The 24443-nt window shown below is 30.6% G+C and carries 24 protein-coding genes and 1 pseudogene; 9 read left to right on the top strand and 16 right to left on the bottom strand.

Annotated elements, in window-relative coordinates; translation table 11 throughout:
- Window positions 1–194, top strand: a pseudogene (locus tag LFT63_RS11775) (sodium:proline symporter); the annotation flags it as partial.
- Window positions 195–252: 58 nt separating this feature from the next.
- Here LFT63_RS11775 and LFT63_RS11770 read toward each other — a convergent pair.
- From LFT63_RS11770 to LFT63_RS11725, 10 genes are all read right to left on the bottom strand, one after another.
- Window positions 253–1455 carry a CamS family sex pheromone protein gene (locus tag LFT63_RS11770; protein ID WP_017637871.1) on the bottom strand — a complete coding sequence of 401 codons (1203 nt, stop codon included), beginning with the start codon at window positions 1453–1455 and terminating at the stop codon, window positions 253–255.
- Window positions 1456–1464: 9 nt separating this feature from the next.
- Window positions 1465–3471 carry an NAD-dependent DNA ligase LigA gene (ligA, locus tag LFT63_RS11765; protein WP_340769337.1) on the bottom strand — a complete coding sequence of 669 codons (2007 nt, stop codon included), beginning with the start codon at window positions 3469–3471 and terminating at the stop codon, window positions 1465–1467.
- Window positions 3472–3474: 3 nt separating this feature from the next.
- On the bottom strand, window positions 3475–5667 hold the full coding sequence (pcrA, locus tag LFT63_RS11760; protein WP_029056015.1) for a DNA helicase PcrA: 2193 nt from the start codon (window positions 5665–5667) through the stop codon (window positions 3475–3477).
- Window positions 5664–6356, bottom strand: coding sequence for a heptaprenylglyceryl phosphate synthase (locus LFT63_RS11755; protein WP_119622529.1), 693 nt, complete (start codon window positions 6354–6356; stop codon window positions 5664–5666). The genes pcrA and LFT63_RS11755 overlap by 4 nt, the downstream gene beginning before the upstream one ends.
- A 181-nt stretch (window positions 6357–6537) precedes the next feature.
- A complete protein-coding gene (locus LFT63_RS11750; protein WP_017637875.1) occupies window positions 6538–6840 on the bottom strand; it encodes a YerC/YecD family TrpR-related protein in 303 nt (100 codons plus the stop codon).
- A gap of 105 nt (window positions 6841–6945) precedes the next feature.
- On the bottom strand, window positions 6946–8241 hold the full coding sequence (gene purB / locus LFT63_RS11745; protein ID WP_029056017.1) for an adenylosuccinate lyase: 1296 nt from the start codon (window positions 8239–8241) through the stop codon (window positions 6946–6948).
- 236 nt (window positions 8242–8477) lie between these two features.
- Entirely contained in the window at window positions 8478–8660 is a 183-nt protein-coding gene (locus LFT63_RS11740; RefSeq protein WP_029056018.1) for an NETI motif-containing protein, read from the bottom strand.
- Window positions 8638–9237 carry a DUF2179 domain-containing protein gene (locus LFT63_RS11735; protein WP_046467424.1) on the bottom strand — a complete coding sequence of 200 codons (600 nt, stop codon included), beginning with the start codon at window positions 9235–9237 and terminating at the stop codon, window positions 8638–8640. The genes LFT63_RS11740 and LFT63_RS11735 overlap by 23 nt, the downstream gene beginning before the upstream one ends.
- A gap of 196 nt (window positions 9238–9433) precedes the next feature.
- A complete protein-coding gene (gene nadE, locus LFT63_RS11730; RefSeq protein WP_029056020.1) occupies window positions 9434–10255 on the bottom strand; it encodes an ammonia-dependent NAD(+) synthetase in 822 nt (273 codons plus the stop codon).
- On the bottom strand, window positions 10248–11717 hold the full coding sequence (locus LFT63_RS11725) for a nicotinate phosphoribosyltransferase (protein ID WP_017637880.1): 1470 nt from the start codon (window positions 11715–11717) through the stop codon (window positions 10248–10250). Before LFT63_RS11725 ends, nadE begins: the two co-directional genes overlap by 8 nt.
- Before the next feature lie 229 nt (window positions 11718–11946).
- Here LFT63_RS11725 and LFT63_RS11720 point away from each other — a divergent pair, with 229 nt between their 5' ends.
- Window positions 11947–13014, top strand: coding sequence for a nitric oxide synthase oxygenase (locus LFT63_RS11720; RefSeq protein WP_340769331.1), 1068 nt, complete (start codon window positions 11947–11949; stop codon window positions 13012–13014).
- 18 nt (window positions 13015–13032) lie between these two features.
- A complete protein-coding gene (locus LFT63_RS11715; protein ID WP_029056022.1) occupies window positions 13033–13839 on the top strand; it encodes a prephenate dehydratase in 807 nt (268 codons plus the stop codon).
- Between the two features lie 59 nt (window positions 13840–13898).
- Here LFT63_RS11715 and LFT63_RS11710 read toward each other — a convergent pair whose 3' ends face one another.
- A complete protein-coding gene (locus LFT63_RS11710) occupies window positions 13899–14993 on the bottom strand; it encodes a glycosyl hydrolase family 28-related protein (RefSeq protein WP_017637883.1) in 1095 nt (364 codons plus the stop codon).
- Between the two features lie 178 nt (window positions 14994–15171).
- Between LFT63_RS11710 and LFT63_RS11705 the strand changes: the two genes are divergently transcribed.
- The 3 genes from LFT63_RS11705 to LFT63_RS11695 all read left to right on the top strand — a co-directional run bounded on the left by LFT63_RS11705 (window position 15172) and on the right by LFT63_RS11695 (window position 18293).
- A complete protein-coding gene (locus LFT63_RS11705; protein WP_017637884.1) occupies window positions 15172–15726 on the top strand; it encodes a cysteine hydrolase family protein in 555 nt (184 codons plus the stop codon).
- A gap of 70 nt (window positions 15727–15796) precedes the next feature.
- Entirely contained in the window at window positions 15797–16726 is a 930-nt protein-coding gene (locus tag LFT63_RS11700; RefSeq protein WP_029056023.1) for a manganese-dependent inorganic pyrophosphatase, read from the top strand.
- 187 nt (window positions 16727–16913) lie between these two features.
- Window positions 16914–18293 carry an aldehyde dehydrogenase gene (locus LFT63_RS11695; RefSeq protein ID WP_046467419.1) on the top strand — a complete coding sequence of 460 codons (1380 nt, stop codon included), beginning with the start codon at window positions 16914–16916 and terminating at the stop codon, window positions 18291–18293.
- A gap of 57 nt (window positions 18294–18350) precedes the next feature.
- Here the strand turns inward: LFT63_RS11695 and pglS are convergent, their stop codons facing one another.
- On the bottom strand, window positions 18351–19379 hold the full coding sequence (pglS, locus tag LFT63_RS11690; protein ID WP_029056025.1) for a 6-phosphogluconolactonase: 1029 nt from the start codon (window positions 19377–19379) through the stop codon (window positions 18351–18353).
- 217 nt (window positions 19380–19596) lie between these two features.
- Here pglS and LFT63_RS11685 point away from each other — a divergent pair, with 217 nt between their 5' ends.
- Window positions 19597–20001, top strand: a complete 405-nt coding sequence (locus LFT63_RS11685; protein WP_037555615.1) for a YolD-like family protein — start codon at window positions 19597–19599, stop codon at window positions 19999–20001.
- A gap of 75 nt (window positions 20002–20076) precedes the next feature.
- On the opposite strand, the gene LFT63_RS11680 is transcribed toward LFT63_RS11685, so the two are convergent.
- Window positions 20077–20247: a hypothetical protein gene (locus LFT63_RS11680; RefSeq protein ID WP_017637889.1), complete on the bottom strand. Its 171-nt coding sequence runs from the start codon at window positions 20245–20247 to the stop codon at window positions 20077–20079.
- Between the two features lie 387 nt (window positions 20248–20634).
- On the opposite strand from LFT63_RS11680, the gene LFT63_RS11675 reads away from it, so the two are divergent.
- A complete protein-coding gene (locus LFT63_RS11675) occupies window positions 20635–21675 on the top strand; it encodes a C45 family autoproteolytic acyltransferase/hydolase (RefSeq protein WP_029056027.1) in 1041 nt (346 codons plus the stop codon).
- A 57-nt stretch (window positions 21676–21732) separates the two neighbouring features.
- Here LFT63_RS11675 and LFT63_RS11670 read toward each other — a convergent pair whose 3' ends face one another.
- From LFT63_RS11670 to LFT63_RS11660, 3 genes are all read right to left on the bottom strand, one after another.
- Complete coding sequence (locus LFT63_RS11670) at window positions 21733–22563, bottom strand: DUF4097 family beta strand repeat-containing protein (protein ID WP_231460192.1); 831 nt, start codon at window positions 22561–22563, stop codon at window positions 21733–21735.
- A gap of 8 nt (window positions 22564–22571) precedes the next feature.
- Window positions 22572–23129 carry an HAAS signaling domain-containing protein gene (locus tag LFT63_RS11665; protein WP_340769322.1) on the bottom strand — a complete coding sequence of 186 codons (558 nt, stop codon included), beginning with the start codon at window positions 23127–23129 and terminating at the stop codon, window positions 22572–22574.
- 63 nt (window positions 23130–23192) lie between these two features.
- Window positions 23193–23678 carry a hypothetical protein gene (locus LFT63_RS11660; protein WP_029056030.1) on the bottom strand — a complete coding sequence of 162 codons (486 nt, stop codon included), beginning with the start codon at window positions 23676–23678 and terminating at the stop codon, window positions 23193–23195.
- Window positions 23679–23844: 166 nt separating this feature from the next.
- Between LFT63_RS11660 and LFT63_RS11655 the strand changes: the two genes are divergently transcribed.
- Window positions 23845–24408 carry a thioredoxin family protein gene (locus tag LFT63_RS11655; RefSeq protein ID WP_340769319.1) on the top strand — a complete coding sequence of 188 codons (564 nt, stop codon included), beginning with the start codon at window positions 23845–23847 and terminating at the stop codon, window positions 24406–24408.
- The last annotated feature ends 35 nt before the right edge of the window (window positions 24409–24443 follow it).

Here is a 24443-nt window from a genome sequence, read left to right as displayed (position 1 = left end):
TGGTAGTTATTATTTGGATTGCTTGGATTAAACCTCTAGCTTCTATCAATGAATTATTAGGTATGTATGAAATCATTCCTGGATTTATAGTAAGTGTCATCGTTACTTATGTCGTAAGTAAATTAACAGCTAAACCAGGTGACTTTGTAAATAACGATTTAGCTAAAGTGAAACAAATTGTTAAAGAAAAATAGAAACTAATATATTAGGGTCCGAGAACTTTATATCTCGGACCCTAATTTTTAGTTAAATTTAATTATGGTAAATGTGTACTTCTGGTTCTTTATCGTCTTTATTTTTACTAATCAATGCGCGCGGATTATTACCATCTTTAATTCTAATTTCATATTCATCTATATTATCAAAATATTTCTTAGCCTGTTCTGTAACATATTGAGTAATACCAATTGTCTCAGCTTGACCGTAATAATCTATTGGTAAGTCAACTGTTAATTGTTTTGCTTTTTTATCAACAAATTTTACTTTACCTACTGCTTGAGTAAAGTTAGAAAAGTAAGATTGTAAATTATCATTAAATTGTTTGAAATTATTATTTAATGATTCATCATAGTCAGCCGCTGTTGAAGATGGTAATAGAGCAGTTTTTTCATTGATTGATTTCCAATCATTGATTTTAGTTTGACCATCATCTGCAGTCGCACCTGCTATAAATTCTCCAGGTGTGATAGATTCCTGACTACTTTGTTTATATATAGCGAAGTGAATTGGAATATCTTTTAAATCACTGTTTTCTCTTAATCTTGATAACATTTCACTTGCCATTGCCTTACCTTGCTTTTCTATTTCTTTGTCATCTAATTTTTTACTATAGGTTTCACCGTCTTTTTCCTTTTGGTAATAATATTTGCTATTCATTGCTAAACCAATCGTCATACCTTTAATGTTCTTACCTTTTGAATCGCTATTACCATAGAAATCTTGTTCTAAAATATTGGATAAATATGCTGGTGACTTTTCTGCTATTTTAGTTGGATCTGTTTCCCCTTGGTGAGAAGGATTAAGCCCTAAGTTTTCATTAGCTTTTTTCTTTTTCTTTTCCTTCTCACTCATGTTATCTATTTCTTTTTTAGTATATTTAGGATCCAAATATGCATTAATCGTTTTTTTATCTAAAAATTGTCCATCTTGATATAAGTATTTATCTGTTGGAAAGACTTCTTTACTTAGTTCTAATAGTCCAGATTCGAAACCTTCACTATTATAACTATTTGCCATATTATCTTGTAAAAGGCCACGTGACTGACTTTCTTTAAAAGGCAAAATAGTACGATAATCATCGCCTTGAACATTTTTATCCGTAGCTACTTGTTTCACTTGTGATGAATGACTATCTTTTGATTGATTTGTGTCTTGATCTGACTTTTTGTCTTTATCATTACTGCATGCGGTTAGAATAAAAATTGTCGAGATAAGTAAAATTATTGTTCTCTTCATCGACGTACCTCACTCATTATTGATTTCCTTTTGTTTTGTCGCAAATTCATCTTCAGTCCAAATTTCTGTTCCAAATTTTTCAGCTTTAGTTAGTTTAGAACCTGCATCAGCACCAGCAATAAGTAAATCTGTACTTTTGGTTACACTATTAGTTACTTTGGCACCTTGCATTTGTAACCATTGTGATGCTTCTTTACGTGTCATTTGTTCTAATTTACCTGTTAATACAATCGTTTTACCACTAAATTCTGGATGCCCTTCAATTTCTGTTGTTTTGACACCTTTGTATGTCATATTAACATTTTTATCTTTTAGTTTTTGAATTAATGCACGAATATCTTCATTATCTAAATAGGTAACAACAGATTGAGCTAACTTATCGCCTATATCATGGATGCCTACAAGTTCTTCCTCTGTTACTTCAATTAGTCGATCCATTGTTTCATATTTCTCGGCTAATACTCTGCTTGCTTTAACCCCAAGATGTCTAATACCTAAACCAAATAATAAATGTTCTAGAGATTGTGATTTTGCTTTATGAATTGCTTCAAGTAAATTTTCAACTTTTTTACTTCCCATGCGTTCTAGTGGTAATAAATCATCTTCAGTTAAATAGAATATATCAGCAACATCTTTAATTAAATTATTTTCATAAAGTTGTTGAATAATCTTTGTTCCTAATCCGTCTATATTCATTGCTTGGCGAGATACAAAATGAATTAGTCCTTCGATGAGTTGTGCCTGGCATTTAGGGTTAATACATCTTAAAGCTACTTCCCCTTCTATCCTTACAAGTTCATGATTACAACTTGGACAATGTGTTGGCATATGATAAGTTTTGGCATCATCTGGTCGACGATCTAAAATACTTTTTACAACTTCCGGAATAATATCGCCAGCCTTTTTGATGACTACGCTATCGCCAATTCTTATATCTCTTTCATGAATTAAATCTTCATTATGTAATGAAGCTCTTGAAACTGTAGTTCCCGCTACTCTCACTGGTTCAAGTATCGCGGTTGGTGTTACAACGCCCGTTCGACCTATACTTAACTCAATGTCCAATAGTACAGTTACAACTTCTTCAGCAGGAAATTTATATGCAATAGCCCAACGTGGAGATTTTTGAGTAAATCCCATCTCGTCTTGTTGTTCTAAGTCATTCACTTTAATGACAATGCCATCTATATCATAAGATAAATCTTCTCGCTGAGCTGTCCATTTTTCTATATATTTTAGGACACCTTCTATATCAGATACTCTTTCACGTTCATGATTAGTTTTAAAACCTAATTGATCTAATTCATCTAATGCACCACTTTGAGTTGTAGCTTCAAAATCAGTAAAGTCATTAATACTGTATAAGAAAACACTTAATTTTCTTTTAGCTGCTAATTTAGAATCTAATTGTCTTAATGAACCTGCTGCTGCATTTCGAGGATTAGCAAAAGGTTGTTCACCGTTGTTTTCCTTTTCTTCATTTAAATTCATAAATGATTGTCTTGGCATATATGCCTCTCCACGCACCTCAAAATTTAAAGGTTCTTTAATTTTTAATGGAATAGCATGTATCGTTCTTAAGTTTTCAGTAATATCTTCTCCAGTTGTACCATCTCCACGAGTTAAACCTTGTACAAAACGGCCATTTTGATATTTTAATGAAACAGCTAAACCATCAATTTTAAGTTCACACATATATTCTACTTTACCAATATTATCTCGTATACGTTGATCAAATTTTCTTAAATCTTCTTCATTAAAAGCATTCCCTAAACTTAGCATTGGTGTATCATGATTTACCTTTTCAAATGTAGATTGGGCTTTTCCTCCTACTCTTACTGTAGGTGAATCTGGCGTTTTATATTCAGGGTGTTCTTCTTCTATATGAATAAGTTCATGTAATAATTTATCGTATTCACTATCAGGAACTGATGGATTATCTTGAACGTAATATTCGTAACTATATTGATTTAATAAATCATGTAATTCATTCACACGATTTTGCATATCATTCATCCACTAGTCCTCCTTTTTTTCAATTGGTGCAAATTGAGCTAGTAATCGCTTTGGTCCTTCTGATTTAAATATAATATCTAATTCTACAGAACCATTTTTTTCATTAACGTTACTAACCATACCTTCTCCCCATGCTTTATGAGTAACTTTATCTCCTACTTTCCAGTCAGAAGAAGTTACCTGTTTTTTAGATGAAGTTGTTCTCTTACTAAAGCCGCGTTTTTGAGTTGGTTTCGCCTTAGGTTGAATTGTTTGTCGTTTACTACCCGAATGACTTTCCATTAAATCTTCAGGAATTTCTTTTAAAAATCGAGATGGCATATTAGATTGAGAACGTCCAAACAACATACGTGTTGTTGCGTTAGTAATGTATAGTGTTTCCTCAGCTCGTGTTATCGCTACATAACAAATTCTTCGCTCTTCTTCCATTTCATGGTCGTCATCACTTTTAATTGCTCTAATATGTGGGAAAAGCGATTCTTCCATTCCCATAATAAATACAATCGGAAACTCTAACCCTTTAGCAGAGTGCATTGTCATCAATGTAACTCCTGACTCTGTATCCGCTTCATCAATGTCAGCAACAAGTGATAAATCTGTTAAAAAGTTGATTAATGATTGTTCTTCAAGTGGTGTATTTTCTTCATAATCTTTAGGAACTGACATAAATTCATCTAGGTTTTCTAAACGACTACGTGATTCTAGAGTTTGTTCTCTATCAAGCATATCTCTATAACCTGACTTAACTAAAACTTCTTCCACTATTTCACTTATTTCAAGAAATTCTTGCTCTTTAATTAAATTTTGAATCATTTCGTAAAAAGAAATACATTCTTGAGTAACTTTTTTAGATAGTCCTATAAAATCAACTTCACCTAAAGCATCGAACATACTTATATTGTTTTGAACTGCATAAGTTTGTATTTTTTCAACTGATGATGGACCTACACCACGTTTTGGGACATTAATAATACGTTGTAAACTAATATCATCATTACTATTGGCAATAACTCTTAAGTAACTTAATAAATCTTTAATTTCTTTACGATCATAGAATTTTTGGCCGCCAACCATTGTGTAAGGTATATTAGATTTCATAAATGTTTCTTCTAATACACGTGATTGCGCGTTCGTTCTATATAATATAGCCATATCACTATATTTCTTTCCATTACGCTGATGTTTCATAATTTCTTTTACTACGTATTCCGCTTCATCACGTTCTGTTGTTGCTTCGTAATAATTTATTTTGTCTCCGCCTGTATTAGCAGTCCACAATCCTTTTGGTTTTCTTTCTGTATTGTTTTTAATGACTTCATTGGCAGCATTTAAAATTGTTTTAGTTGAACGATAATTTTGTTCTAAGAAAATCGTTTTTGCATCAGGATAATCTTCTTCGAATGATAAAATGTTTTGAATATCTGCACCACGCCAACCATATATAGATTGGTCTGAATCACCAACGACACATAAATTTTTAAATTTATTGGCTAATAATTTGATTAATGTGTATTGTGCTTTATTGGTATCTTGGTACTCATCAACATGAATATATTGGAATTTATTTTGATAATACTCTAAAGCTTCAGGTACTCTTTCAAATAAATTAATTGTAGTCATAATTAAATCATCAAAATCTAAAGCTTCATTTCTTGATAATTGTCGTTGATATCCTTTATAAACTGTAGCTACCATTTGTGAATGATAGTCATTTGCTTCTTTTTGGGCATCTTCTGGTGTTTTTAATTCGTTTTTCAAATTACTAATAGCGCCTATAAACATACGTGGTTCAAAACGTTTGCTATCGATATTTTCATTTTTCAATACATCTTTGATAACGGATTTTTGGTCTGTTGGGTCAATGATAGTGAAATTACGTTCTATACCTATACGATCAGCATCACGACGTAAAATTCGTACACACATTGAGTGGAATGTAGACATCCAAATGACTTGAGCTTCTTCACCAACCAATTGTTCAACTCTTGCTTTCATTTCTTTAGCTGCTTTATTAGTAAATGTAATTGCCAAAATATTATAAGGTGATACATCTTTCTCGTCTAATAAATATGCGATTCTATGTGTTAGTACTCGTGTTTTACCAGATCCTGCACCTGCCATAATTAATAGTGGGCCTTCTGTAGTTCTGACAGCTTCACTTTGCTCTGTATTCATATTTTTTACTAATGAATTCATTTACTAGACTCCTTTACCTTAACTGTTTTTAATGCTTTTTTTATATCTTTATAAATAATATCCCCAACAACTATAGTATCGGCATACTCAGCCATCTCTTTGGCTTGGGATAAAGTAGTGATACCACCACCATAAAATAGCTGTGTTGTCGTTAGCGTATCTTTAACTGATTTCACTGTGTCTACTTCGCCATAATTTCCACTATATTCTAAGTACATAATGGGAAAACGATATAATTCATTAGCCATTAACGCATATGCATCTATATCATTTATATCTAATTGAGTATTAGCATTTGTTCGTTGTGCAACTTTGCTATCTTCATTCATTACAAGATAACCCTCAAATATTACCTCATCAAAATCAATGACATGTCCATATTCTTTCAAAGCTTCGAGGAGCATTCCATTATGGTATTTGACATTATTACTATTCAATACTGTTGGAATAAAATAAAAATCAAAACCTGGCATAACACTCTCTATATTTGAAACTTCTAAAACAAGTGGTAATGGGTAACGTCTAACTCTACTCATTAATTGAATGACATTATCTTCTGTCACATTATCTGTGCCCCCTAAGATAATAGCATCAGTGTTAGACATACATATTGCATCTAAATCATTGTCAGAAATAGTCTTTGCGGGATCTAATTTAAATACATGGCGCCATTGTTTAATGTTATACATTACATGAAACTCCTTTTTTTAACATACCTTAAATTATATCATTTTTAACTTTTTAGTTCTAAACAGATATCGTGAAAATGTACAACTTATTTCCAAAATTTTTAAGAATTGATAAAAAAGGAAACGATCGTCAACATATTATCGTCGTTAAACTTTAATGTTGCGATCGTTTCATCTTATATTATTCTTTTGTATCGATATTTAATCGATTTAAAATCATTGTGTAAGCATCATTACCCCATTGTAAAGAACGTTTTACACGAGATATTGTTGCCGTAGATGCGCCAGATTCTTGTTCTATAGTTGCATATGTGTATCCTTGTTTAATCATTTTAGCTACTTGAAGTCGTTGAGAAAGTGATTGAATTTCATTCACTGTACATAAATCATCGAAAAACTGATAGCATTCTTCTCTATTTTCTAATGTAAGAATTGCATCAAACAATTCATTTAATGCATCCCCGCGTAATTTTTCAATTTGCATCGTAACAGCTCCTATATGCATATTCTTTTATCATTTTAACTTACTAATAAGTTAAAGTGTAGTAGTTTTATGATAAAAAGTATAGGATTTTAAGTTAATCACTTATTATTCTAAGCCAGCTCTTTTGAAAATAGTATCTACTTGATTTAAATGATGTTTAGGGTTAAAGCATTCATCTAAGTCTTCTTTAGATAATACATCTGTGATTTTGCTATCTTGTTCAATAAGTTCTCTAAATGGCGTTTTAGTTTCCCAAGATTTCATCGCTTTAGGTTGAACTATATCATAAGCTTCTTCACGTACCATACCTTTATTTATAAGAGAAAGTAGTACACGTTGAGAATAAATTAAACCAAATGTTTTATCAATATTCGCTTGCATATTTTCTTCGTACACAGTCAAACGATCAACAATGTTAGTAAATCTATTTAATGCATAGTCTAAAGCAATTGTTACATCTGGTAACATAATTCGTTCAGCTGATGAATGTGAAATATCACGTTCATGCCATAATGGAACGTTCTCATATGCAGTAGTGATATAACCACGTATAACACGAGAAATACCAGTGATATTTTCAGAACCGATAGGATTACGTTTATGTGGCATTGCTGATGACCCTTTTTGTCCTTTAGCAAATGCTTCTTCTACTTCACGAGTTTCAGTTTTTTGTAAGTTTCTGATTTCAACTGCAAATTTTTCTAAAGAAGTAGCGATCAGTGCCAATGTTGCAATATAGTAAGCATGGCGATCACGTTGTAATGTTTGTGTTGAAACAGGTGCTGCACCTAAACCTAAATGTTTACATACATAGCTTTCAATTTCAGGTGGAATATTAGCAAATGTACCAACAGCACCACTCATTTTTCCTACTTCAATTTCTTCTCTAACGTCTTTAAAACGTTTTAAATTACGTTGCATTTCTGTATACCATAATGCCATTTTTACACCAAATGTAGTAGGCTCAGCATGTACCCCATGTGTTCTTCCCATCATTAAAGTGTATTTATAATTTTTTGCTTTGTCTTCTAAAACTTTAATAAATCTTTCTAAATCTTTTTCAATAATATCGTTTGCTTGTTTAATGACATAGCTTAATGCTGTATCAACTACATCTGTAGAAGTTAATCCATAATGAACCCATTTTCTCTCGTCGCCTAATGTTTCTGAAACTTGTCTAGTAAATGCTACAACATCATGTCTTGTTTCTTGTTCAATTTCTTTTGCACGTTCAACATCTACTTTGGCATTTTGACGTATTTTTTTAACATCTTCTTTAGGAATATATCCTAACTCGCTCCATGCTTCTGATGCTAAAATTTCAACTTCAAGCCATGCTTCATAGCGGTTTTGGTCTGTCCAAATAGACGACATTTCTTCTCTAGAATAACGTTCAATCATTGTTTAAGCTCCTATCATATGTGTATTTATAATTTTATTTCTAAAAACTGTACATTAAAAACGAATTTCCGTTTATAGTTCGTCTTTTATCTTTCGCTTTTTATTTTAACAGAATCAACCTTATTTGTGTAATTCTAATATACTTATAATCATATTTTATTTCATCTTCAAAGTGAACACAATTATCAATATTAAAAACCACTCAAATCATTAGATTAGAGTGGTTTTCTTAAATATTATTCTGTTATTTTTTTACCGATAAAAATAATATCTTGTTTTAGTACTTCAAGACTACCGTCTTTATTTTCTTTATAAATGGGTTTCTCGATTCGTCTTGTTGGCATATACCCTTCATCTTTCATTCGTTTCAGACAATCTGCAATGGTTTCGTTGTCATTAACTTTGAACTTCATGTTCAACAACACTTTCTAATTCTTCTGGTTCGTATGCTTTAAGTTTACGCTTACGCACTCCTTTAACCCAGAATCCACCATGAATATTTCTTGGTTCATAAGCAATAATAAATGCTTTAGGATCTAAGTTTTTAATAGTATCCATTAATTTTAATTCATATTTTCTTGGCGTTAATACTTGCATCACCAAACGACTTCCATCCCGGCCAAATGCTTCATAGTGGGTAACACCATAACCTAAATTACGAAGTTCATTTGGTAAGTCTAACTCGTATTCAGAAGATGTTGCATTGACAACTGTATATCCAAGCGCAAGTTTTTCTTCAATTTTCATACCAACAATGATACCTATTGAAAAACCAAATGCATAAGCTACAATATTTTGAATTTGATCTAAACTAGACATTACTAATCCTAGACCTACGACGTAAATTAAAACTTCAACGAAACTTACAATCGCAGCTACATAACGGTACCCTTTTAAAGTTAATATTGTTCTCATTGTTAAACATGTAACGTAGCATACATTAATAACAAAGATTGCAAACACCATTAACCAGGGATTTTGAGCAATCGCTGACATAATATTCCCCTTTTCTTACTTGAAATCCAAATTATTTTAACAGTCATTTTAATCTTTGTCACGTCAAAGTTAAAATTCTTTCTATTAAATTAATATCAATGTTTTATTTTCATTTTATGTGAATTAACAAAATTGAACCGTAAACATATACCAACATGCTCATGTATATTTACGATTCAATGTATCGATTTTCAATTTAGTTTTTAGGCCAAGTATAACGAGTGTATGCGAGTTCTCGTTTATGAGCGTTTTTAATATAATGATTTTCAATTTTCTCTTTTGCTTGGCTTGAAACTTCTTTACCTTCTAAATAATCATCAATCTCATTATATGTTACTCCCAATGCTTCCTCGTCAGGTAATTGAGGTTTATCTTCTTCTAAATCTGCAGTTGGAATTTTTTCATATAAATGTGCAGGTGCATCTAAATATTTTAGTAACGCTCGTCCTTGTCGTTTATCTAGACCGAATAATGGAGCTATATCAGCTGCCCCATCACCATATTTCGTATAAAAACCTGTAATATTTTCAGCTGAATGATCAGTGCCAACAACTATTCCAGATTGATTTGAGGCAATAGAAAATTGTACTTTCATTCGTTCGCGTGCTTTTTCATTTCCTTTTTGGAAATCTGTTAAAGTGATCCCCGCTTCTTGTAATGATTTAACGCTCATATCTACAGCGGGTTTAATATTAACTGTGATCGTTTGATCAGGATTAATAAATTTTAATGCATCTTCAACTTCGTCTGCATCTGATTGAACACCATATGGAAGTTTAACTGCTATAAATTGACACGCTCTACCTTCTTCACGTAATTCATTTACAGCTAATTGTACTAGTTTACCTGCTAATGTTGAATCTTGTCCTCCAGAAATACCCAATACTAATGATTTGATAAAATCATGTGATTGTACATATTTTTTTATAAAATGTTTAATTTCTTGTACTTCTTTTTCAACATCAATTTGAGGTTTTACTTTCATTTCTTTTACTACAATGTCTTGTAAATTACTCATGATCTTCCTCCATTTCTTTTACGTGTTCTGCTACTTCAAAGATGCGTTTATGTTTATTTTCCCAACAAGCTGTACTTAAATCAACCGGATATTCTTGTGGATTTAAGTAACGTTTATTTTCATCCCAAAATGTTTTAAGTCCTTCATTTAAGTAACTTTGAGCTTCTTGTACGCTTGGCAATTCGTATACGAGTTGTCCATTTTCAAAAATAGAATGATGTAAATCAATGGCTTCAAAATCTTTGATAAATTTCATTTTAAATGTGTGAACAGGATGGAATAATTTTAATGGTTTTTCTTTTCTAGGGTCTTCACCATGTAACGTTATATAATCTCCTTCTGCTTTACCTGTCTTTTTATTTATAATTCTATAAACATTTTTCTTACCTGGTGTAGTTACTTTTTCAGGATTGTTAGATAATTTAATACGATCACTATATGTGCCGTCACTATTTTCTATAGCAACTAATTTATACACTGCACCTAAAGCAGGTTGATCAAATCCGGTAATTAATTTAGTTCCAACGCCCCATGAGTCTACTTTTGCGCCTTGAGCTTTTAAACTTGTAATTGTTTCTTCGTCTAAATCATTAGAAGCAATAATTTTAGCATCTTTAAATCCAGCTTCATCTAACATACGACGCGCTTCTTTTGAAAGGTATGCAATATCACCTGAATCTAATCGAATACCTATGAAATTAATTTTGTCTCCTAATTCTTTAGCTACTTTGATTGCTGTAGGTACACCAGATTTTAGTGTATGGAATGTATCTACTAAAAAGACACAATCTTTATGTCGTTCAGCATATTTTTTAAAAGCAATGTATTCATCGCCATAAGTTTGTACTAAAGCATGTGCATGTGTTCCTGAAACAGGAATACCGAATAGTTTTCCTGCTCTTACGTTACTTGTTGAATCAAAACCACCTATGTATGCTGCTCTAGCCCCCCATAAAGCTGCATCTAGTTCTTGGCCGCGTCTAGTACCAAATTCCATTAATATATCGTCACTTGCAATTTGACGAATACGACTTGCTTTAGTAGCAATCAATGTATGGAAATTAATTATATTTAATAATACTGTCTCTAAAAGTTGTGCTTGAATTAATGGTGCTTCAACTCTTAGCAAAGGTTCATTACCAAAACATATTTCACCCTCTTGCATTGAATGAATATGTCCTGTGAATTTTAAATTTTTAAGATAGTTTAAAAAATCATCTTGATAACCGATAGTTTTTAAATATTCAATATCAGTATCTGAAAATCCAAAATTATCCATAAAATCAATTACACGTTTAAGACCATTGAATACAGCGTATCCACCATTGAAAGGCATACTTCTGAAATATAAATCAAAAACAGCCATTCTCTCGTGAATGCCATCATTCCAATAACTTTCTGCCATATTTAATTGATATAAATCATTTTGTAGCATTAAACTGTCGTCTTCAAATTGGTACACTCGTATCTCTCCATTCGACCATTCTTTTATAATTATTTTATCATAATTCAATTTATCTAGGTAATAACTGAGATTATAACCCAATCATATTTTCAATTTAATGATTCATTACATAACTTTTATCTATCACGGTATTTTTATGCTGAACGTTACGACAAATTCATGACAATTGAATTTATTGAATGTGCATTTTCTATCTGTAGATTATAATACTTATGAGGTGTTTCAAATGTTAATAGACAAAGCAACGACATTTATTAAAACAATGTATTCAGAACTCAATTATTCTCAAGAAGATATCGACAAACGAATCAATGAAGTGACAGAAAGCATTCAACAAACTGGAACATATAGACATACTACAGATGAGTTAATTTATGGTGCTAAGATGGCTTGGAGAAATTCGAACAGATGTATTGGCAGATTATTTTGGGAATCACTTAATGTTAACGACGCAAGAGATATTACCGAAGAAAGTAATTTTATTGATTCTATATGTAATCATATTGAAAAAAGTACTAATGGCGGAAAAATTAAACCTTACATCACTATTTTCCATCCAGACCATCCGCCCAAAATTTATAACAATCAGTTAATTCGCTATGCAGGTTATGAAGAAAAAGGAGATCCATCAGAACGTGAAACCACTCAACTTGCACAACATTTAGGATGGCAAGGTGATGGTGGAGATTTCGACGTTTTACCACTAATTTATCAAATTGGTGAAGGTCCAATTAAATACTTTGAATATCCAAAATCTTTGATTAAAGAAGTACCTATTGAACATGAAAATTATCCAAAATTAAAAGAATTGAATTTAAAATGGTATGCTGTCCCTATCATTTCAAATATGGACTTACAAATTGGTGGAATAACTTACCCTACAGCACCATTTAATGGTTGGTATATGGTTACTGAAATTGGGGTTAGGAATTTTACTGATAGTTATAGATACAATTTGTTAGAAAAGGTTGCAGAAGCGTTCGAGTTTGATACACTTAAAAATAATTCTTTTAATAAGGACAGAGCACTACTGGAACTCAATTACGCGGTCTATCATTCTTTTAAAGCACATGGCGTGTCAATCGTGGATCATTTAACTGCTTCTAAACAATTTGAAATGTTTGAAAAAAATGAAGAAAAACATCAACGACAAGTTACAGGAAAATGGTCTTGGCTTGCACCACCGATTTCACCTACGCTTACAAAAAATTATCATCATGGCTTTGATAATACGATGCGAGACCCTAACTTTTTCTATAAAAAATCGAATGAGACGAAGTGCCCTTTCCATTAAATCATTCGAGGTGAAGGTATGAAGATATATTATTTAGGTCCGAAAGGTACATTTTCATATTTGGCTTCTCAAAAATATGCTGAACAATTGAAATTGCAAAATATCGATTTTGTACCAAAAGCTAATTTATATGAGGTTATTAAATGTGCATCACAAGATGACGATACTATTGGTTTAGTACCTATTGAAAATTCTATAGAAGGAACCATTAATATCGTAGCTGATTCACTAGCTAAACAAGACGTTTATGCACACGGTGAACTCCTTTTAGATATTGATTTTGCGTTATATGGACAATCAGGTAGCCAAATTGAAGATATTAAAAAAGTCTATTCTATAGCACCCGCTATAAGTCAGACATCAAATTATATTATGAATCATCACTTTGATTACGATTATGTAGATAGTACTGTAAAAGGATTTGAAATGATTAGTAAACATGTAGGTGCCATAGCACCTGTCAATAGTGGTGAAGATTATGGTTTTCAACAATTAGATACACATATACAAGACTTTCCACATAATGCGACACGTTTCTTAATTATTAAAAACCATGCCCAATTTGATGTAAATGCAAATACTACTATGTTTTTAATTACTCCGAAGTTTGATAAACCTGGATTACTAGCTAGTATATTAAATACCTTTGCTTTATTTAATATTAATTTATCTTGGATTGAATCACGCCCGCTTAAAACCAAGCTAGGTCAATATCATTTTTTTGTACAAGCAGACGCCCAATTATCTAATGATATTGAAAAAGTAATAACTATCTTAAATACATTAGATTTTGAAACAAAACTAATCGGTGCATTTAGGAAATAATTATATATAAAAAGTGCTATTTTCATTTTAGTATTCTAATGAAAATAGCACTTTTATTTTTATTTAATATTTTCAACATTCTCTTTTTCGATAGTAACTAAATGATCATCTTGATTTAAAGTGAGATGATTAATGTCTTCAAGATGTATCTTCTGTGTTTTATCATGAAATGTGTTACCAGCAATAAATACATTATTATGTTTTATATTGTTATAGCTTCTAATATGAATAGCATCTTTTTTCATTTTCCCTATAAATTCATTACCTATTACATTAAAGTTTGTACCCGCTTGTGCACCCATATCTTGACCTGTGAATGCATCAGCAGCATTCTTGCCATCCTTTACTCCTAAAAAGCGTATACCCCCATTACAATTTTTAAACTGATTTTTAGAAATAAATGTATTTTGTGATTTTAATGGAGTTAACGCGTATTCTTGAATACTATCAAAAATATTATTTCGAATGTGAATGTTTTCGTAAAAGCAATCATATCTAGATGCATGTGAACCAATAGCTCTATTCCAAGATTTCATTTTAACATCATCTGAAGGTCCAAAATAACAATTTTCTATAACTGCATTTTTAGTAATTGTCCCATCAGTTGTACCAAATTTGGGAAAAGCACCTGGTACTTGAATATCTAATTGGACTGCTTCTGAGAAGAAACGGTCACCATCAACATCTAAGAATCCTTCAAATGAACAATTCGCTATTCGTAGTCCATTTATACCACACGCATCAATTGCATGACCTCCAACAACATTTTTAAATGTAACACCAATAAATTGTATATCTTCTGCATGACCAACACACACCGCAGTATTATTATAAGGATACTTACTTCCATTCATATCAAATGTTCCACCTTTAATATGTATGTGACTGTTACCAGTGTATCCACGATAGAAAATATACGGTTTCCCATTTTTCAAAAGTGCGTCTTTACTACATCTCAATAGTTTTGTTTCATCATCTAAGAGTAATGTTGTTGAATCATATATCACTAATGCTTTACCTATATGGTAAGTCCCTTGTGGGATATAAACTGTATGTTCACCATTTTTAGCTTTATTAAGTGCACGCTGTATTGCTTTTGTATCTTTCGCTTTATTATGACCTTCTGCGCCAAAGTCTTTCACATTTATGAACATGCAATATCTCCTTCGATTAATAATTAATTGTAGTGTTCTTAATAAATATATATACTATGATTAATCTTATAAAACATTTTTAGACCAATTAGATGAATATTTTAATTAACTTAACCAAATTAAATGACTTTTATATCGAAATGGCTTGATATGCTTGATTTAGAGAGGATGTTATAAAATGACTAAAACAGCATTAATTATAGTAGATTATTCAGTAGACTTTATAGCTGACGATGGAAAATTAACTTGTGGCGTACCTGGACAAAAATTAGAAAACTTTCTCGTAAACCGTATAAATCAATTTAATGAAAACCGTGACGATATCTTTTTTATGATGGATTTACATTATGAGAATGATGATTTTCACCCTGAATCAAAATTATTTCCACCCCATAATATTGAAGGATCGGTAGGACGACAACTTTATGGTGAGGTCGGTAAACTTTATGAATCTATTAAGACTCAAAACAATGTTCATTTTTTAGACAAAACACGATATGATTCATTTTATGGTACACCTTTAGATAGTTTACTCCGCGAAAGAAATGTTAATAAAGTTGAAATCGTTGGTGTTTGTACTGATATATGTGTATTACATACGGCTATATCAGCTTATAATTTAGGGTATGCTATTCGCGTACCTAGTAAAGGCGTAGCATCATTCAACCAGTCAGGTCATCAATGGGCTTTATCACATTTTGAAAACTCATTGGGCGCAGAGGTAGAAGAATGAGCTAAAGTCATGCTAAAATAACTATATATAATATTAATAAATTAACAATGAATAAGGGAGATATTTATCAATGGCAAATACTTACATTTTTGGACACAAAAACCCAGATACAGATGCAATTTCTTCAGCAATTATTATGGCTGATTTCGAACAACAAACTGGTAATACTAATGCTAAAGCTTACCGTTTAGGTGAAGTTGGTGCTGAAACACAATTTGCTTTAGATCATTTTAACGTTAAAGCACCAGAATTATTAGAAGACAATTTAGATGGCCAAGAAGTAATTTTAGTTGACCATAACGAATTCCAACAAAGTGCTGACTCTATTGCTGATTCAACAATTAAGCATGTTGTTGACCATCATAGAATCGCTAACTTTGAAACAGCTAGTCCTTTATATTACAGAGCTGAGCCTGTTGGTTGTACAGCAACAATCCTTTACAAAATGTATAAAGAACGTGGATTTGAAATCAAACCTGAAATCGCTGGTCTAATGATCTCAGCAATTATTTCAGACAGCTTATTATTCAAATCTCCTACTTGTACTGAGGAAGACGTAAATGCTGCTCAAGCTTTAAAAGACATCGCAAACGTTGATTTAGATGCATATGGTTTAGAAATGCTAAAAGCTGGTGCTTCTACTACAGATAAATCAGCAGATGAATTATTAGATATGGATGCTAAATCATTCACTATGGGAGATTATGTAACTCGTATTGCTCAAGTTAATACAGTTGATATCGACGAAGTTTTAAACCGTAAAGAAGAATTAGAAAAATCTATGCTTGAAACAAGTGCTGAAGAAAAATATGACTTATTCGTTTTAGTAGTAACTGATATCATTAACAGTGATTCTAAAATCTTAGTTGTAGGTGCTGAAAAAGACAAAGTTGGAGAAGCATTTAATGTTCAATTAGAAGATGATATGGCGTTCTTAACTGGTGTCGTTTCTCGTAAGAAACAAGTTGTACCACAAATTACTGAAGCATTAACAAAATAATTAGATGATAAATTCAAAAAATAGTTAATCATTTTTACTGAGGCATTTAACAATGCTTCAGTTTTTTTATTTTTCATTCATTAAATGCAAAATTATTTTTGTTAAATTAGGGTATAGATATGTTATGAATCTATTTGGGAGATGTAAAAAATCTTGATTATTCTAAATATTAAGGAGGTTTATCTGTTTGAATTCAATTGAGCAATTATTTAACAATAGTAAACAGTATTTCAGTACACATCAAACTAAAGATATTAAATTTAGAAAGCACCAATTAAAAATGCTAAGTAAAAGTATTAAGCATTATGAAAATGATTTACTTGAAGCCTTACATACCGATTTAGGTAAAAGTAACGTCGAAGCTTATGCTACTGAAATTGGGATTTTATTAAAAAGTATTAAATTAGCACGTAAAGAACTTAAAAATTGGTCTAAAACTAAACAAGTAGATACACCGTTATATCTTTTCCCTACTAAAAGTTATATTAAAAAAGATCCATATGGGACTGTACTTATTATTGGTCCGTTTAACTACCCTGTTCAATTAACTTTTGAACCTTTAATAGGCGCCATTGCTGCAGGTAATACTGCAATTATTAAACCATCTGAGCTTACACCAAATGTATCTTCAGTTATTCGTAAAATTATCGAAAACACTTTTAAACCTGAATATATTGCAGTTGTTGAAGGTGGAATTGAAGAAACAAACGATTTAATCCATTTACCTTTTGACTACATGTTTTTCACTGGTAGTGAAAAAGTAGGTAAAATTGTTTATCAAGCTGCTAGCGAAAATCTTGTACCGGTTACACTTGAACTCGGTGGTAAATCCCCTGTCATTATAGATGAAACAGCTAACTTAAAAGTAGCTAGTGAAAGAATTGCTTTTGGTAAATTTACAAATGCAGGCCAAACTTGTGTTGCTCCTGATTACATTTTGGTAGATAAAAAAGTAAAAAATGATTTTATTAAATCATTGAAACAAACAATTACAGAATTTTATGGTTCGCAAATTCAAAATAGTCCAGATTTTGGAAGAATCGTAAACAATAAACACTTTAATCGTCTAAATCATATACTTACACAGCATCAAAACAAAGTTGTGTTTGGTGGTCATAGCGATGAATCTGACTTATACATTGAACCGACTATTATAGATGATGTTGAGACTTCTGATTTAATTATGCAAGAAGAAATATTTGGTCCATTACTACCTATCATTAGTTATGAACAATTTGATGAAGCATTTTCTATAATTCAAGCACGATCTAAACCATTAAGTCTTTATTTATTTAGCGAAGACGAAAACTCCACTCATCGTGTGCTTAATGAGCTTTCATTTGGTGGTGGTGCAATTAATGATACATTAATGCATTTAGCTAATCCAAATTTACCATTTGGTGGTGTTGGTCTATCTGGTATGGGTCAATATCATGGAAAATATTCATTTGATACATTTTCCCATGATAAATCTTATACTTTTAAATCAACACGCCTAGAATCAAGTCTATACTTCCCACCTTATAAAGGAAAACTCAAGTATATTAAAGCCTTTTTCAAAAATTAATATTTATGTATAAAGAATCCCTCAAGTTATGGCAACTTGAGGGATTCAATCTTATAGTTAAAAGATAACGCAAACACCTTCTGGCGCATTTGTTGCCTCATCTATTAAAGTTAATGTTCCTTTATTTTTATCTCTTTCAAATACAGTTACTTTAGATTGACCTTCTTGATGCGCGCAAATTAAATATTGATCTGATTCAGCAATATTGAAATCACGTGGAAACTCATCGCCACTTAATACAATATCGACAAGTTCAAGTTTAGCCCCATTTTCTAATACTTTATAAATCGCAATACTATCATGGCCACGATTGCTTACATATAAAAATTGTTGATCATGTGATAAATGAACCGCTGCTAATTTTGTGGCACCTTTATAATCTTCAGGAATCGTTAAATGACGTTCCAATTCTTCAAAATGACCATCATTATATTTTGTCACACTTACGATATTTGATAATTCATGTACGACATATGCATAATTTCCGTTTTCATGAAAAGCAATATGTCGAGTTCCATCAGCTGGGGTAAACTGAGAAATAGCATGTTCTTTTAGACCATTATCTCCATAAGTATATGCCACAATGCGATCTGTACCCAGGTCTGTTCCAACTACATATTTACCATCTGGTGTTTCATTTAAAAAATGAACATGTGCATGATCTTGTCTTTCATGTGGTCCAAGTGGAAAATCGTGTTCTAATTCTTGAATCAATTTTTCTATTTTTCCCGTAGTAGGGTTTAATTTATATATTCTTGCTAATCCTGCACCATAAACCGCTTCAAATAGAAATGCACCATTTGTCGATACTTGTATATAACAACCTGTTCCATTTTGCGAAGCTAAGCATTTATTTATTAATGTTAATTGACCATCATTTCCAATTTTAAAACTTGCAACACCACAATTATCGCCTTCTTTTGTTATCGCATATAAAAATTGATCGTTTCTTGTTAAATAAGTAGATGCCTCTATTTGATTTGCTGTTTCTACTTGTGTCATTTGGCCTTGTTGTTCATCGAAATCAAATTGATAAATACCTTGTCCATTGTTTTTAGTATATGAACCGATATAACCTTTTGTCATTTTAAAACGCCTCCATTTCACTTATCTCTATTCTATTAAATTTAGACGTCTAAAGACAAACTTTTAAGTACAAATTACGACATAAAAATATGTGAGGCTTAATTTAAATTGATTCGAATGTGTTGAGAGACTATTTTTAATGGAATAGGAAATTAAATCTTGCAAAATAGAACATATGTTCGTATAATGTAATTATAAATATCGAGGTGATTGAAAGATGATTAATGATTTAAATAATAGTCAATTGGATTATCGAAATATACCACGTAACAAATTAGATAGAGATATTCCTAAGGGACGTGGCATGGTTAAATGGGCACCATTTGCTACACTACCAGAGCAATTTGAAACAATATATCAATATATTATTGACCAAAATAAAATTGAACGCCCCATACTTTCAGAAGACCAATTATCTGAATTGAATTTTCGTTTACATCAATCCCTTCAATTAAACCAACCTGTTATCGTTAAATATTATGACGCTGGTTACTTTAAATCAATCGAACTTAATATTGAGCGTATCGATGCCATTACTTTTGAAGTTGAAGGCTATCAATCACATTCTTCTGAGAAATATAAGCTCTCTATATTAGATATTATAGCTATTTCTCCTTCTTAAAAACTATTTTAAGATTAAATAAAAAAGCCACTGATGATTATCTCATCAGTGACTCTTAATTAATTTGAAGCCAAATTAATTGTTATTTTCGATATCTGAAACGATTTCTTTAGTTTTTCTTTCGATATCTTCAAAGTCTTTTTTGAAAATATAAGCAAATGCAACTACACCTACACCTGCAACAACTGTAGTAATAGCTACTAAACTAAATACAAATTTAAATAAACCTTTAATAAAGTTCCACATTAAAATTCACCTCTATATTTGATATGCATATCTACAATACCATATGATAGCATATTTATCGTAATCAATAAATACATACCCTTTGTACTGATAATATAAGCTTCATTTCATCAAATTTATGATAGTATAGACATATAAAAAAACGACTGATTTAAAAATCAGTCGTCGATATATAATTAATGAACCTAACTTTTAATCCATTTAACAATCGCAGATTTGGCACGTTGATAAGTTCTATACATTGTATCACTCCTAAATAGATAATTTAAAAAAGTTATCAATAACTAGTTACAATATTATTGTATAGAAATTTACTTAAAATAACAATTAAAGTAATATTAATATTTTATTACAATATGTAAATTTTTCTTAAGGAGCATATTTATAATGCAAAATGTTCAAACCGATATAATGACACATAGAGGATCCCATTATGATTTAGGTGTTCAAACAGGTAACTGGTTAAAACAAACCAAATTATTAAAGAATCGAGAACAAGAATGGAAAAAAAGAATACCTCGATTTGATATAGATATTAATGAAACCCACTCAATCTTTCAAATATATGCGCCAAAAATTTGGGAAGAAATTATGGGAATGCAAGATGTACTAAAATTACCTACACGACAAATGATTTTAAATTTTGCTCATTATCGTTTCACAGATTTAAAGGATAGTGGTTGTACTGTATTTAGAGGACAAGATTTTATTGTTAGAAATTATGATTATCATCCCGCAACATATGATGGTAGATACTTACTATTTCAACCTAATGATGGAGGATTAGCACAAATTGGTCCCACTTCGAGAGTCACTGGTAGAATGGATGGAATGAATGAAGCCGGTTTAGTTATGGCATATAATTTCATGCACCGTAAAAAGCCTGCTAATGGTTTTGTTTGCTATATGATTGGAAGATTAATATTAGAACTTTGTAAGGATGTAGATGGAGCCATTCAACTATTAAAAAATCTTCCACACCGTAGTTCTTTCAGTTACATTTTAATGGATAAAGAATTAAATCATGCAATAGTTGAAGTTACACCAAGAGATATCCAAGTACGATACGATAATATCTGTACAAATCATTATGAAATATTAACACATGAAAACCGAAACTATACTCAAGAATCTAAAGAACGGTTGGCACGTACAGTTAAACAAACTCATGCTCAATTAAATAAACACGAGGCATTTAAACTCTTTAATGATCCACAATATAACATATATAGTAAACTTTTTAGAAGTTGGTCAGGTACTATTCATACTTCTATGTATGAGCCAAAATCCCTAACTGCATGGATGACTTTAGGTGAAAATAAGGCTCCATCTTCAATTAATTTTAATAACTGGTTAAATGGTATGGAATTACAACAAACATCATTTGAAGGAATAATTGATAGCGACTTAACGTTTGCAACACATTAAAAATAAAAAAGTACAAAAAGAAATTTAAAACAATTTCTTTTTGTACTTTTCTCATTATTATTTAATCGTAATATCACCATCAACAGTATAAAATTCTAAAACATTGTTACTTTTCCCTACTTTACTTTCATGGAAGTTTTTATTTTTAATTAAAGATTGGCCTTTACTTGGCTGTAACTTCAATAAGGTATCTTGAGGTTTATCTTTATATTTAAAATTGATATTTCCATCTTTAGTAGAAGCTTTTATATCTGTTTTAGATGGCATGTTGCTAAAATTAATATCTCCTTTATTTATTAAGAAAATAGAATTATTAATACTACTATGTCTAGCTTTAATATCACCTGAATCTATATTGATATGCGTGTCTTTAAATTTAGAGTTATTCAAAGAAAAATTTAAATTTTCACCTTTAAATTCAGAATCATCGAATTCACTATTATTAATACTAATTTGACCCAAATTATTATTTAATGATAGCTTTTTTATTTTTAAATTGTCTATAGCTTCTTTACTATTAATAGAATTCAGAGATAAAGTATCAAGTTTTTTATTTGGAACTTCAATTACTAATTGATTGCCATTTTTTCTAAAAGGGTTTATATCAATGGAGTATCCTCTATTAACATTCTTTTTCTCCGTCACTTTTAAATTATTTCTATCCTTTTTAACTGTAACATTACTATCACCATTATATTTAATCTTAAATTGTGAACCTTTTACCAATTTAACATCGGCGTATTCTAATTTTACAGATATATTTTTAAAGTTATATCGAGGATAGTTTTCATTGAATTTCTTTTCTTCATAATGTGGTTTCTCAAAGGCAAACCATGTGATAGATGCACCTATAAAGAAAACAATAAAAATGATAAGACCTGAAAACATTAGCTTTCTCATCTTTGAACGCGTCCTTTAATTGTTTTAATATACCATTTCAAATATTTTAATATAAGTCTATAAATTCCTTCTAAAACCTTAAAAGTTAAGACCATCAATACTAATCCTAAGCCTGTATAAGAAATTGAAAATAAAATATTACTGACTGAATTGTGTATACCTTTTTGAATAGACGATATAAATAAATTTAAAGGCATACAAATTAAAAATACTGAAACTATAAACAAAACTACAAATATCAAACTAATTAAAAATACTGTGATTAGAACTAAAAATATAGATAATAAACCTAAACTTAGTGAGGCTGTAACAGCTCTAATGATGTTATGAAAAGTCGGTTTAACTTCCGCATATTCAATCGCACTACTAGCTTTAACTTGTTTAGCTATATCCTCAGGTTCTTTAAGTTCTTTTACTATTTCTGCTTCAGACTTTCCTTTCAATTCTTCTTCATAAAAATAATGTTCATAGTCAAACATTTTTTTATCTTTTTCTTTCTTGGGAAGTTCATCTAGGGATACTTCTAATTCATTTAAAAATGTGATTTTATCCATAGTATTGTCACTCTTTCTGCCAATTTTTCTATATTAGTTGCAATACTAATGTCCAACTATTCTCTACTTACTAAAAAACTCGATACGTTTTACTATATCATCTTTATATAAAATATTTAATTTCATGTGGTTATCGCGGTCTCTGTATGTAATAGATTGATAATTTTTACCTATTTTATTTTTTTGATAATTACTACCTAAGGAATTAATAGCTTGATCAATATGGCTACCAATTTTAACATCAAAGTTAGTAGGAACATCTTTATCTTTAACTAGTACAATTCCTTTTACGATATTTTTCTTTTTATGAACTTTTAACGTTAAATCATTATGTTCTCTATGATTATAGAACGTATAACGATCTACTTTAATATTTTTATTTACCTTATAATTTTTCTTATGAAATTGATCATTTAAATGTATACCATTTATTGAAGTATTTGATAAATCGACAGTTTTTATATTGTTATAAATTGAAATACCAATAAGAAGTAAGATACTTAAAATTAAAAATAGTATCGTAATTACCCAACGATTCTGTATACGCAATGATGGTCACCACTTTCGACTTATTATATTAAATATAGCATAAGGTTTATTTACTTTCATCTTACGTCATACTTTTCATTAAATGAGAGAATTTTTAAAATATTTTAATTTATTTACACTTTAGAAATTGGTATAATGTATAAAATAATTAAAGGAGGTTTTTACGATGACTCGTTTAGAAACATATTCCAAAAAAAGCCAAGACATCGGACCTTATATTGAACAAATGCAAGAAAATAAAGATAATCTAGTTTCTATTTATAATTCTTTTAAGTTACCTGAAGATGATGAGAGATTAGAAAAATTAAAATCCTCTAATTATTCTAATGTATTAGTAATTACAGAAGATTGGTGTGGCGATGCAATGATGAATCTACCAATACTTAAGCATATCGCCGAAGCTCTAAATTTACATGTAAAAGTATTCCACCGCGATGATGATACTCAACTTATCGATCAATATTTAACAAATGGAAAATCTCGTTCTATACCTATTTTTGTATTTTTAAATGATCAATACGAACAAGAAACAGTTTGGGGTCCACGCGCTAAAGAAGTTCAAGCGTTTGTGACAAACTTACGCGAAGACACATTACCAAGTAAAGAACATCCAGATTATGATGATAAAGTAAAAGAAACACATTTAATTATTTCTAATCGATATAAAACAGACTCATCTTTTTGGAGTGCTGTGTATAATTCAATCATCGATCAAATGCTATATAAATAAATCATATTTAAGATGAAGCTATTTAATTTTAAGTA

Source organism: Staphylococcus sp. FSL H8-0121, assembly GCF_038008425.1.
Lineage (GTDB): Bacteria > Bacillota > Bacilli > Staphylococcales > Staphylococcaceae > Staphylococcus > Staphylococcus pasteuri.
The sequence above is the reverse complement of the archived record's forward strand: the minus strand, read 5'-3'. Positions and strand labels throughout refer to the sequence as shown.

What these genes read in the sequence shown, in the direction of transcription:
- LFT63_RS11770 (WP_017637871.1), bottom strand. Translation starts at nt 1,455, where the DNA reads ATGAAGAGAACAATAATTTTACTTATCTCGACAATTTTTATTCTAACC.
- ligA (WP_340769337.1), bottom strand. Translation starts at nt 3,471, where the DNA reads ATGAATGATATGCAAAATCGTGTGAATGAATTACATGATTTATTAAAT.
- pcrA (WP_029056015.1), bottom strand. Translation starts at nt 5,667, where the DNA reads ATGAATTCATTAGTAAAAAATATGAATACAGAGCAAAGTGAAGCTGTC.
- LFT63_RS11755 (WP_119622529.1), bottom strand. Translation starts at nt 6,356, where the DNA reads ATGTATAACATTAAACAATGGCGCCATGTATTTAAATTAGATCCCGCA.
- LFT63_RS11750 (WP_017637875.1), bottom strand. Translation starts at nt 6,840, where the DNA reads ATGCAAATTGAAAAATTACGCGGGGATGCATTAAATGAATTGTTTGAT.
- purB (WP_029056017.1), bottom strand. Translation starts at nt 8,241, where the DNA reads ATGATTGAACGTTATTCTAGAGAAGAAATGTCGTCTATTTGGACAGAC.
- LFT63_RS11735 (WP_046467424.1), bottom strand. Translation starts at nt 9,237, where the DNA reads ATGTCAGCGATTGCTCAAAATCCCTGGTTAATGGTGTTTGCAATCTTT.
- nadE (WP_029056020.1), bottom strand. Translation starts at nt 10,255, where the DNA reads ATGAGTAATTTACAAGACATTGTAGTAAAAGAAATGAAAGTAAAACCT.
- LFT63_RS11720 (WP_340769331.1), top strand. Translation starts at nt 11,947, where the DNA reads ATGTTAATAGACAAAGCAACGACATTTATTAAAACAATGTATTCAGAA.
- LFT63_RS11715 (WP_029056022.1), top strand. Translation starts at nt 13,033, where the DNA reads ATGAAGATATATTATTTAGGTCCGAAAGGTACATTTTCATATTTGGCT.
- LFT63_RS11710 (WP_017637883.1), bottom strand. Translation starts at nt 14,993, where the DNA reads ATGTTCATAAATGTGAAAGACTTTGGCGCAGAAGGTCATAATAAAGCG.
- LFT63_RS11705 (WP_017637884.1), top strand. Translation starts at nt 15,172, where the DNA reads ATGACTAAAACAGCATTAATTATAGTAGATTATTCAGTAGACTTTATA.
- LFT63_RS11700 (WP_029056023.1), top strand. Translation starts at nt 15,797, where the DNA reads ATGGCAAATACTTACATTTTTGGACACAAAAACCCAGATACAGATGCA.
- pglS (WP_029056025.1), bottom strand. Translation starts at nt 19,379, where the DNA reads ATGACAAAAGGTTATATCGGTTCATATACTAAAAACAATGGACAAGGT.
- LFT63_RS11685 (WP_037555615.1), top strand. Translation starts at nt 19,597, where the DNA reads ATGATTAATGATTTAAATAATAGTCAATTGGATTATCGAAATATACCA.
- LFT63_RS11680 (WP_017637889.1), bottom strand. Translation starts at nt 20,247, where the DNA reads ATGTGGAACTTTATTAAAGGTTTATTTAAATTTGTATTTAGTTTAGTA.
- LFT63_RS11675 (WP_029056027.1), top strand. Translation starts at nt 20,635, where the DNA reads ATGCAAAATGTTCAAACCGATATAATGACACATAGAGGATCCCATTAT.
- LFT63_RS11670 (WP_231460192.1), bottom strand. Translation starts at nt 22,563, where the DNA reads ATGTTTTCAGGTCTTATCATTTTTATTGTTTTCTTTATAGGTGCATCT.
- LFT63_RS11665 (WP_340769322.1), bottom strand. Translation starts at nt 23,129, where the DNA reads ATGGATAAAATCACATTTTTAAATGAATTAGAAGTATCCCTAGATGAA.
- LFT63_RS11655 (WP_340769319.1), top strand. Translation starts at nt 23,845, where the DNA reads ATGACTCGTTTAGAAACATATTCCAAAAAAAGCCAAGACATCGGACCT.